This is a genomic window from Pseudomonas sp. SDO52101_S400, assembly GCF_054071635.1.
The window spans coordinates 95,027-102,476 of record NZ_JBSVWF010000017.1 but is presented as its reverse complement, the minus strand read 5'-3'; the positions used below and the strand labels follow the sequence as shown (position 1 = coordinate 102,476).

The window sequence follows — 7,450 nt, the reverse complement described above, 5'->3', positions numbered from 1 at the left end:
AAACTGCAGGGCGCGGTGGCTTTTAACCTTGACTTGAGACCGGCTAATGGGTGTCCCCTTTTTTATTGGACGCAAGTAAGTCCCAGCAGTACTTGCTTAATAAACAGGGTGGAGAACATCTCCCTGAGGTAAAAAATATTACTGTGCTAGATAGTAAGTGAGAGGGCTTATGGACGCTTTTCAGTTTAATAAAGAAGTTAAGCCTCTATTGAAAGGCTACTCCGTAGAGTATTCAACATTCGCCAACGGGGATTTTGGTAACCTTGAGCGGATAGAGCTGGAAGGCTTTAATAAGCTGGCGACCGTAGAGTTTTGGTCTGAAGGCTGGGTAGGCATTGATATATATGACTGTGCTTGTGATGAGCAGGTCATGAATATTTTGCTTTCTCCAGAGGAGAAAGATATTGTCCCTAAAGCATTTGAAAAGCTTCTGGATACATTAAGTCGAAATAGTTAATAAATATCTCCGGAAATCCAGGGTGCTTATTTATCTGTAGATCCCAGTCTCGATTTGACACCGGCCCTGCGCCGGTGTTGTTTTATCTGCTTTGCCAAAGCGATAGACGACTCTGTGTCCTATGAGAAATGACTTGAGGTCAACGGCACGAGAGTTAATGTTTAATAGGAAAATGGCTGATTCCTTGAGCAAAGCTGACCCGAATAGAACTTGGAGTGAGATTGTGAATAAGTACTCAGGTCAAGGTTTGTCAGGAGATGAACTATGGTCGAAGATTATAGAAAAATTCCAGTCTTCAGCGAGTCCGGAGCTGTTGAATAAAGCGGACGATCTCGGGATCAAGCTAAGAAGTGGTGGGGCGCGAACAGAAAGACCTGAAAGCATTAGGCTTGACTGATCTGGTTAATCAGTTAACTAAACAAGCAGGCCGAGAGGTGAATTTCATGATTTATGATTCGACTACGTCTGCGATTAGTCGTGCTCCAAGTATTATGTTGCCGAGGAAGTGAGAATGGCTGCTTACGATTTATATGGTGTGAAAGATTTGAGCATTTTTGCAGCCAGTTTGAGCATCGAGGAAAGTTTGAAACTCTCCTTTGAACGGCGAGAAAGTTCGTATCATGGTGGGGAGTATTATTTTTCTGGCAATAAAGAGTCAGAGCACTTTACGCAAAAAAATAATGTGGATCCTTTTGACGGGGAAGCTGTGGAACACGAATTTCCCGAATATCCAATTTTGTTATATGTGGATATGACCGATCGCGCAGAAGAGGTGAAAGGGAAACTGGGAGTAGAGTTTCACCTCCTTAGGCATGAGTTGCTTGATTAGCGTCAAGTTCTTCGAGTTCCTGTCACCGCTCGGTAATCGCTGTGGCCGACCACAGGCGTTTGAATTCCTGAAAAAGGGACACCCATTAGCCGGTCTCAAGTCAAGGTTGATGGGTGTCCCCCTTTCTGTGCCTTTCTGTATGGTCTAGATGAAAAATTTTATAGAAGCCCTTGGTTTGACCATATTTCAGTGGATTTTTAAAAATGAAAGACATCTCGTATTATTACTCTTTGCCGGACTCCATGTCAGAAGGTGAATTGTATATTGAGTTTTTTGAATTTGTTAAAAGCTGCAAGAGTGTTAGGTTGGATAAGATAGGCGTTGTAGATATTCTGTTTGAGCTTAGTGATCGTCAGTGGCATACGTATACGGTCTTGAATGACTCTTTGAAGAAGGCGCTGGAGGATATTTTGATATCCTGCTGGGATGGTGGTAATTTGGAATTTGTTGAGGGGGGTATTGCGGTCACTGCAAGACTCGGCCTTGTAGGTTTTTTTGATTTTCTATGTGCTCAGGCTGTTGAAGGGCTGTCGTTTGAAGTCGCAGGGGAAATTAGAGGGGCAATAGCTGAATTCGGAGGTTCTGTGGCTGATCCATATAGTGGTATGCGGTAATTTTTAAAAAATTGTGGACTGAAAAGAGGGAGATTTATTTGAATTAATAAAGCTGTCCCCTTTTTAAATACAGAGATAGGCTGTGTATTCGAAACGTATATTGGTTTTTGGCGTCAAGCTAAAGGGGCGGTTGGACACGCTATTTCTTGAGGGAGCACTGGATTACGTCAAGCACAATGAAGAGAGTCTGGCATTGGAGATTCTTTGTGACCATATCTGCGAGTATGACGTGTTTCTCAGTGGTGAAGAGTTTGATGAGGTAAGGTCGTTGATAGTTGATATGGGACTTGATATGAGCAAGGCGCCCTTTAAGTATCTGGAAGGGATGGTCCGAAGGTGAAGATACGGAAAATAGAGGAAGTGTCTGGTTTCAATGTGGTGAAAGTTCCAATGTGTTAGCGGGGGGGCGATTGTCGAAGGAGGAGGTAAAAGGGCAGGTGTCATTTAGTTAATCTGCCTTATTTTGAGCGGCGCTATTTTGCTGAGCTTGCGCATCCATGGTTGTAGAGCATTGAGGGGGTGAATGTGTCAGCAGTGAAAAGTTATAAAGAAATACAGCTATGGATGTTTGATTATTATCCGATTTATTGCCGGCTTAAACTCAGAAGTAGCAAGAAAAGAGGCTTTTCCTGGGTTGAGGGCGAGACGGAAGTTGGATATGCCCTGAATGAAATGGAAGACAGCTTCTCTCATCCAGTGGAAGAGATGATGTTGCAAATAGCAGGGCTTGTGCTCTCGGCCGGAAGAAGCCCTGCAATCGCTTTTGATATTGCGTGCATCAAAATAAAGGAAATAATTGCTCGGCACGGGCTGGAGTCTCTCTTGGCACAATTGTCTGAAGAGGATTCCAGAGTGGTTCGGTCGGATTTGGAACTTTTGGATATTATTTGATGCTCTGTGCGTGGTGGGTTTATCCCTCCAGGCTATCAAGGTAGTCGTAACCGGTGGCGAAGCACGAGTACATGTGCTTTTCGTTACCGGGGCTGGTGAGGATATTTAAACCTTGGCAGGCATTGGCCACCTGAGTCGTTGATCCCGGCGTGGCTCCTCAAGCGCTGCTCAAACCTTCCAGACTGATCGTCGCGCAACCGCGACCATGGCTCCCTGAACTGATCCGGAGTCCATGCCATGGAATCGTTGTTGCCCTTTTTGCTGTTTGCCTTCGTCGCCTCGATCACCCCGGGGCCGACCAATATTCTGGTGATGAGCCACAGTTCGCGGCGCGGGATGGTCGCCACGCTGCCGATCATCCTTGGCGCTTGCCTGTCGGCGGCACTGGTGGTGCTGGTGGTCGGGCTCGGCGTCGGCGAAACGCTGCTGCGCTATCCCCGCGTGCAGCAGGCAATGGCCTGGTCAGGGGTACTGTGGCTGAGCTGGCTGGCGTGGCAGATTTTTCGCAGTACGCCGCCGTCACTGGATCCTGTAACGGCGGATGAGGAGGGAATTGGTGTTTATGGCGCTGCCGGCCTGCAACTGATCAATCCCAAGGTGTGGATGATGGCGGTGGCGGTGGTGAGCGTGTTTGGCGGGAACGGCGACGAGAGTGTGCGGATGCTGTCGCTGGCCTTTGTGTTTCTGCTGGTCTGCCTGCCGTGCATGACGGCGTGGGCGTTGCTGGGCGTGGGCAGTGCGCGGCTCTTTGGTTCGCCACGGGCATTCAGGCGCATGAATGCCGGGCTGGCGTTTTTGTTGTTGCTGTCGGCTTGGTTGACGGTGTTGGTCTAGGTGTCAGCGCCTCCCGCATTCCTGGCGGGAATGCACTGCATAAAATCAATGAATTTCTCTTGTCGATCACTGTGACGTAGGGTGACTCAAGGACACGGAGAAGCGCCCTTGAACTCTTCATCGACTGAAAAATTCGACACCTCCCGCGCCAATGAATATGGCAAGCAAAGCCGCATTGCGCTGGCGGGGTATGACGCTTGCCATGACCTTGCCGCGTGCATGCTGGCGGCCAGCCTCGGTAACGCGGGCTCGGCGCGGATTCTGGCAGTTGGCGCAGGTGGGACAGCCCAGGAAATCATCGCGATGGGGCGTCTGGAGCCGGACTGGCGTTTCATGGCGGTTGACCCTTCCGAGCCGATGCTGGCCGCTGCGACCGAGCAGTTGCGTTCGCATGACTTGCTGGCGCGCACGGATCTGCATTTGGGGCCAGTCGACGACTTGCCGGCCGATGAGTCATACGACGCCGCAACGGTGATCGGCGTTCTACATCATCTGGAAGGCGATGAGGCCAAGCGAGCGCTTCTGCAATCCATTCGGGCGCGTTTGAAGCCGGATGCTCCGCTGATCGTGGCTGGCAATCACTATGCATACGCCAGCCAACCGTTACTGCTGGAAGCGTGGGGACAACGCTGGCGCCAGAACGGTGCCAGCGCAGATGAGGTGAAGGCCAAGCTGGGGAAAATCCTTCAGGGTGCCGATCCTCCCCATTCCGAGGCGGCGGTTCAAAAGCTGTTGCATGAAGCCGGGTTCGGTGAGGCCATCCGGTTTTTCAGCAGTCTGTTCTGGGGGGCGTGGTTGACGCGTAGAACGCGCTGACCCGTGCCTTAGTTGACGATTCCGACCACGCGCATTTGAAATCCCCGCCGTTGCCCCCCAGAATCGCGCCCCGATCCGGCCACCGGAGCCGGACGTTCAGAGTGAAAGGGGTTGCGGTTGAACGAACAGACATTGTCCATGCGCCTGGAGCGGGTGGCGGCGCACGTGCCCGCCGGTGCGCGGCTGGCCGATATCGGCTCGGATCACGGCTACCTGCCGGTGGCCCTGATGCGCCGTGGCGCGATCGCGGCGGCGGTGGCGGGCGAGATGGCCGAGACGCCGTACCGTTCGGCGCAACGCACCGTGCGCGAAAACGATCTTGAGCAGCAGATCACCGTGCGTCTGGCCAATGGTTTGATGGCCGTCGAACCGGAAGACGGGATCACGGCGATTACCCTGTGTGGCATGGGCGGCGAAACCATCCGTGACATCCTCGAAGCCGGCAAGGCGCGCCTGAGCGGTCGCGAACGTCTGATCCTGCAACCCAACGGCGGCGAGCAGCCGCTGCGCCAATGGCTGATGGACAACGACTACCGAATACTCTGCGAAGAAGTCCTGCGGGAGAACCGCTTCGACTACGAAATCATCGTCGCCGAGTGGGGAGAACCGGTGACCTACACCGCCGAGGAACTGTACTTCGGGCCGCTGCAGTTGCAGGCGCGTAGTCCGGCGTTTGTCACAAAGTGGCAGCACCGATTGCGGCACAAACAGCAGACGCTGGCTCATTTTGGACGGGCACGGCACGGCGTATGCGAGCAGAAGGTGGGGGATCTGAAGCAGCAGGTGCGGTGGATCACTGACGTGCTGGGGTGAAGTTTTTGCAACAGGTTCAATGACGGCAATCCTTGCCGGAGCGCCGTCTTGCGGGTGCTTGATGGCTATGAAGTCCAGGTCATCTGGCGATGCCAGAGCATCACCGACAATGGAGCATGGCTGCGTTTCTCAAGCCTCTGCGGATAGGGTCGGGTAGTCGATGTAGCCTTCAGGGCCCGGGGCGTAAAAAGTGTTTTTGTCCGCAGCGTTGAGCTCGGCACCGCTGTGCAAACGCTCGGGCAAGTCAGGGTTGGCGATAAACGCACTGCCAAATACCACCGCATCGGCCTGGCCACTGGAGATCAGGGATTCGGCGGTATCTTTGTCGAGACCGCTGCCGATCAGGTAGCGCCCGGCAAAGAGAGGTCGCAGCGCTGCGTGGTAGTCGAACGTGGCGCCGAACAGCGCGACATGCAGGTAAGCGAGATTGAACGCGCGCAGTTGTTCGACCAGATGCGTGTAGGTTTCCTGCGGGTTGGCATCGACGATGTCGTTGAAGTTCATCTCGGGCGAGATCTTGATGCCGACCCGGTCACCGCCGATCTCATCGACCATGGCGGCGAGCACTTCCAGCACGAAGCGGACGCGGTTTTCGACCGGGCCGCCATATTCGTCCTCTCGTTGGTTACTGCCAGTGGACAGGAATTGCTCCGGCAGATAACCCGATGCCGCATGCAACTCGACACCATCGAAACCCGCCTCGATCGCGCGGCGTGCAGCCTGGCGATAGCCTTCGACGACGGCGGCGATTTCGACGATGGTCAAGGCGTGCGGGACGACGAAATCCTGCAAGCCGCTGGCGGTGTAGGTCTGTCCCGCTGCCTTGATGGCAGAGGGGGCCTGCGGCTGAGCGCCATTGGCGAGCAATGAAGGGTGGGACACTCGTCCGCAGTGCATCAGTTGCATGAAGATGCGACCGCCACGGGCATGCACGGCATCCGTGACCTGCTTCCAGGCCGCCACCTGTTCGGCGGTTTCGATACCCGGCGTTCGGGTATAGCCCTTACCGAGTGCAACGGGAAACACGCCTTCGGAAATGATCAGCCCGGCACTGGCGCGCTGACCGTAATAAGTCGCGACCAGATCCGTCGGTACACCGTCATCATCGGCGCGCGAACGCGTCATGGGTGCCATGACGATACGGTTGGAGAGGGTGTGGCGGCCTACCTGGATTTCAGAAAAAAGTGGGTTCATCGCGGTGCTCCTCAGCAGTGATGGGGCTATCATCAGTCAATTCAAATTCGGGATAAATCCGTCTGAATTGAAATGACTGATCCACTGGTGGAGCAATCTTTTGGAATACCTGAACGACATGGCGTTGTTTGTGGAAGTTGTGAAAAAGCGCGGCTTTCGTGGGGCGGCGGAGTCTCTCGGCATGCCCAACTCAACGCTTTCCCGGCGCATCAGTGGCCTGGAGAAGGCCATCGGCTTGCGTCTGTTGCACCGCACGACACGCCGGATCGAGTTGACGGAGGCCGGGCAGCTTTATTTCGATCGCTGCAAACGGATTGTGGAAGAGGCGAGGCTGGCCCATGAACAATTGGGCGAAATGCTTGCCCGGCCCAGTGGTTTGCTGCGGGTTTCGATGCCGGTGGACTTTGCCACAATCTATCTGGCGCCGTTGATTGCCGAGTTTGCCCGTGAATATCCGGGTATCAGCTTCGATCTCGAGCTCACACCACGGCAGGTGGATCTGGTCAGCGACCCGGTCGACATCGTCATTCGGATGGGAGAACCACCGAATTCAAACCTGATTGCCCGCAAGTTGGCGAGTATGAAGCGTGGTTTTTACGCATCCCCCAGGTATCTCGAACTGTCCGGGGAGCCGGAGCAACCTGCCCAACTCATCAATCATGAATGCCTCAGAATGCGCGGCTCCGGTTCTGACCGCTGGACGCTCACCAGTGAAGCAGGGAGCGTACAGGTGGAGGTCGGTGGACGTTTTGAACTCAACAGTGTGGGCATGCTCCGGCGTATGGCGTCTCTGGATCTGGGGATCGCGCTGCTGCCGGAAGGTGTCGCGGTCCAGGACGTGGCGAGCGGAACATTGCGCAGAGTGCTGGAGCAATGGCAGGCACCACCGGTTTCGGTCTACGCACTGACCGAGACGCGATTGCTCCCGGCCAAGACGCAACGTTTCATCGAGTTTCTGCGCGACCGGCTCGATAGTGTGTGAGGAATGCACAAGGAATCGGT

General features: G+C 54.2%; 10 protein-coding genes. 9 read left to right on the top strand and 1 reads right to left on the bottom strand.

Going from position 1 to position 7,450, the window contains the following annotated elements; genetic code table 11:
* Positions 1-169: 169 nt before the first annotated feature.
* The 8 genes from ACW9HX_RS11345 to ACW9HX_RS11310 all read left to right on the top strand — a co-directional run bounded on the left by ACW9HX_RS11345 (position 170) and on the right by ACW9HX_RS11310 (position 5,254).
* Positions 170-457, top strand: a complete 288-nt coding sequence (locus ACW9HX_RS11345; protein WP_457380679.1) for a hypothetical protein — start codon at positions 170-172, stop codon at positions 455-457.
* Between the two features lie 511 nt (positions 458-968).
* Positions 969-1,286, top strand: coding sequence for a hypothetical protein (locus ACW9HX_RS11340; protein WP_457380678.1), 318 nt, complete (start codon positions 969-971; stop codon positions 1,284-1,286).
* 203 nt (positions 1,287-1,489) lie between these two features.
* Positions 1,490-1,900 carry a hypothetical protein gene (locus tag ACW9HX_RS11335; RefSeq protein ID WP_457380677.1) on the top strand — a complete coding sequence of 137 codons (411 nt, stop codon included), beginning with the start codon at positions 1,490-1,492 and terminating at the stop codon, positions 1,898-1,900.
* Between the two features lie 82 nt (positions 1,901-1,982).
* Positions 1,983-2,240: a MafI family immunity protein gene (locus ACW9HX_RS11330; protein WP_457380676.1), complete on the top strand. Its 258-nt coding sequence runs from the start codon at positions 1,983-1,985 to the stop codon at positions 2,238-2,240.
* A gap of 185 nt (positions 2,241-2,425) precedes the next feature.
* Positions 2,426-2,791: a hypothetical protein gene (locus ACW9HX_RS11325; protein ID WP_457380675.1), complete on the top strand. Its 366-nt coding sequence runs from the start codon at positions 2,426-2,428 to the stop codon at positions 2,789-2,791.
* Positions 2,792-3,028: 237 nt separating this feature from the next.
* A complete protein-coding gene (locus ACW9HX_RS11320) occupies positions 3,029-3,625 on the top strand; it encodes a LysE family translocator (protein ID WP_457380674.1) in 597 nt (198 codons plus the stop codon).
* A gap of 108 nt (positions 3,626-3,733) precedes the next feature.
* On the top strand, positions 3,734-4,441 hold the full coding sequence (locus ACW9HX_RS11315; protein WP_457380673.1) for a class I SAM-dependent methyltransferase: 708 nt from the start codon (positions 3,734-3,736) through the stop codon (positions 4,439-4,441).
* A 117-nt stretch (positions 4,442-4,558) separates the two neighbouring features.
* The gene (locus tag ACW9HX_RS11310) at positions 4,559-5,254 is read left to right on the top strand and encodes a tRNA (adenine(22)-N(1))-methyltransferase (protein WP_457380672.1); all 696 of its coding nucleotides are present in this window, start codon (positions 4,559-4,561) and stop codon (positions 5,252-5,254) included.
* A gap of 129 nt (positions 5,255-5,383) precedes the next feature.
* Here the strand turns inward: ACW9HX_RS11310 and ACW9HX_RS11305 are convergent, their stop codons facing one another.
* On the bottom strand, positions 5,384-6,448 hold the full coding sequence (locus ACW9HX_RS11305) for an alkene reductase (protein WP_457380671.1): 1,065 nt from the start codon (positions 6,446-6,448) through the stop codon (positions 5,384-5,386).
* A gap of 100 nt (positions 6,449-6,548) precedes the next feature.
* Here ACW9HX_RS11305 and ACW9HX_RS11300 point away from each other — a divergent pair, with 100 nt between their 5' ends.
* Positions 6,549-7,430 (top strand): LysR family transcriptional regulator, encoded by an 882-nt coding sequence (locus ACW9HX_RS11300; RefSeq protein ID WP_457380670.1) that lies wholly within the window; start codon positions 6,549-6,551, stop codon positions 7,428-7,430.
* The last annotated feature ends 20 nt before the right edge of the window (positions 7,431-7,450 follow it).

Coding starts and splice junctions, on each gene's coding strand:
- ACW9HX_RS11345 (WP_457380679.1), top strand. CDS start 170: ATGGACGCTTTTCAGTTTAATAAAGAAGTTAAGCCTCTATTGAAAGGC.
- ACW9HX_RS11340 (WP_457380678.1), top strand. CDS start 969: ATGGCTGCTTACGATTTATATGGTGTGAAAGATTTGAGCATTTTTGCA.
- ACW9HX_RS11335 (WP_457380677.1), top strand. CDS start 1,490: ATGAAAGACATCTCGTATTATTACTCTTTGCCGGACTCCATGTCAGAA.
- ACW9HX_RS11320 (WP_457380674.1), top strand. CDS start 3,029: ATGGAATCGTTGTTGCCCTTTTTGCTGTTTGCCTTCGTCGCCTCGATC.
- ACW9HX_RS11305 (WP_457380671.1), bottom strand. CDS start 6,448: ATGAACCCACTTTTTTCTGAAATCCAGGTAGGCCGCCACACCCTCTCC.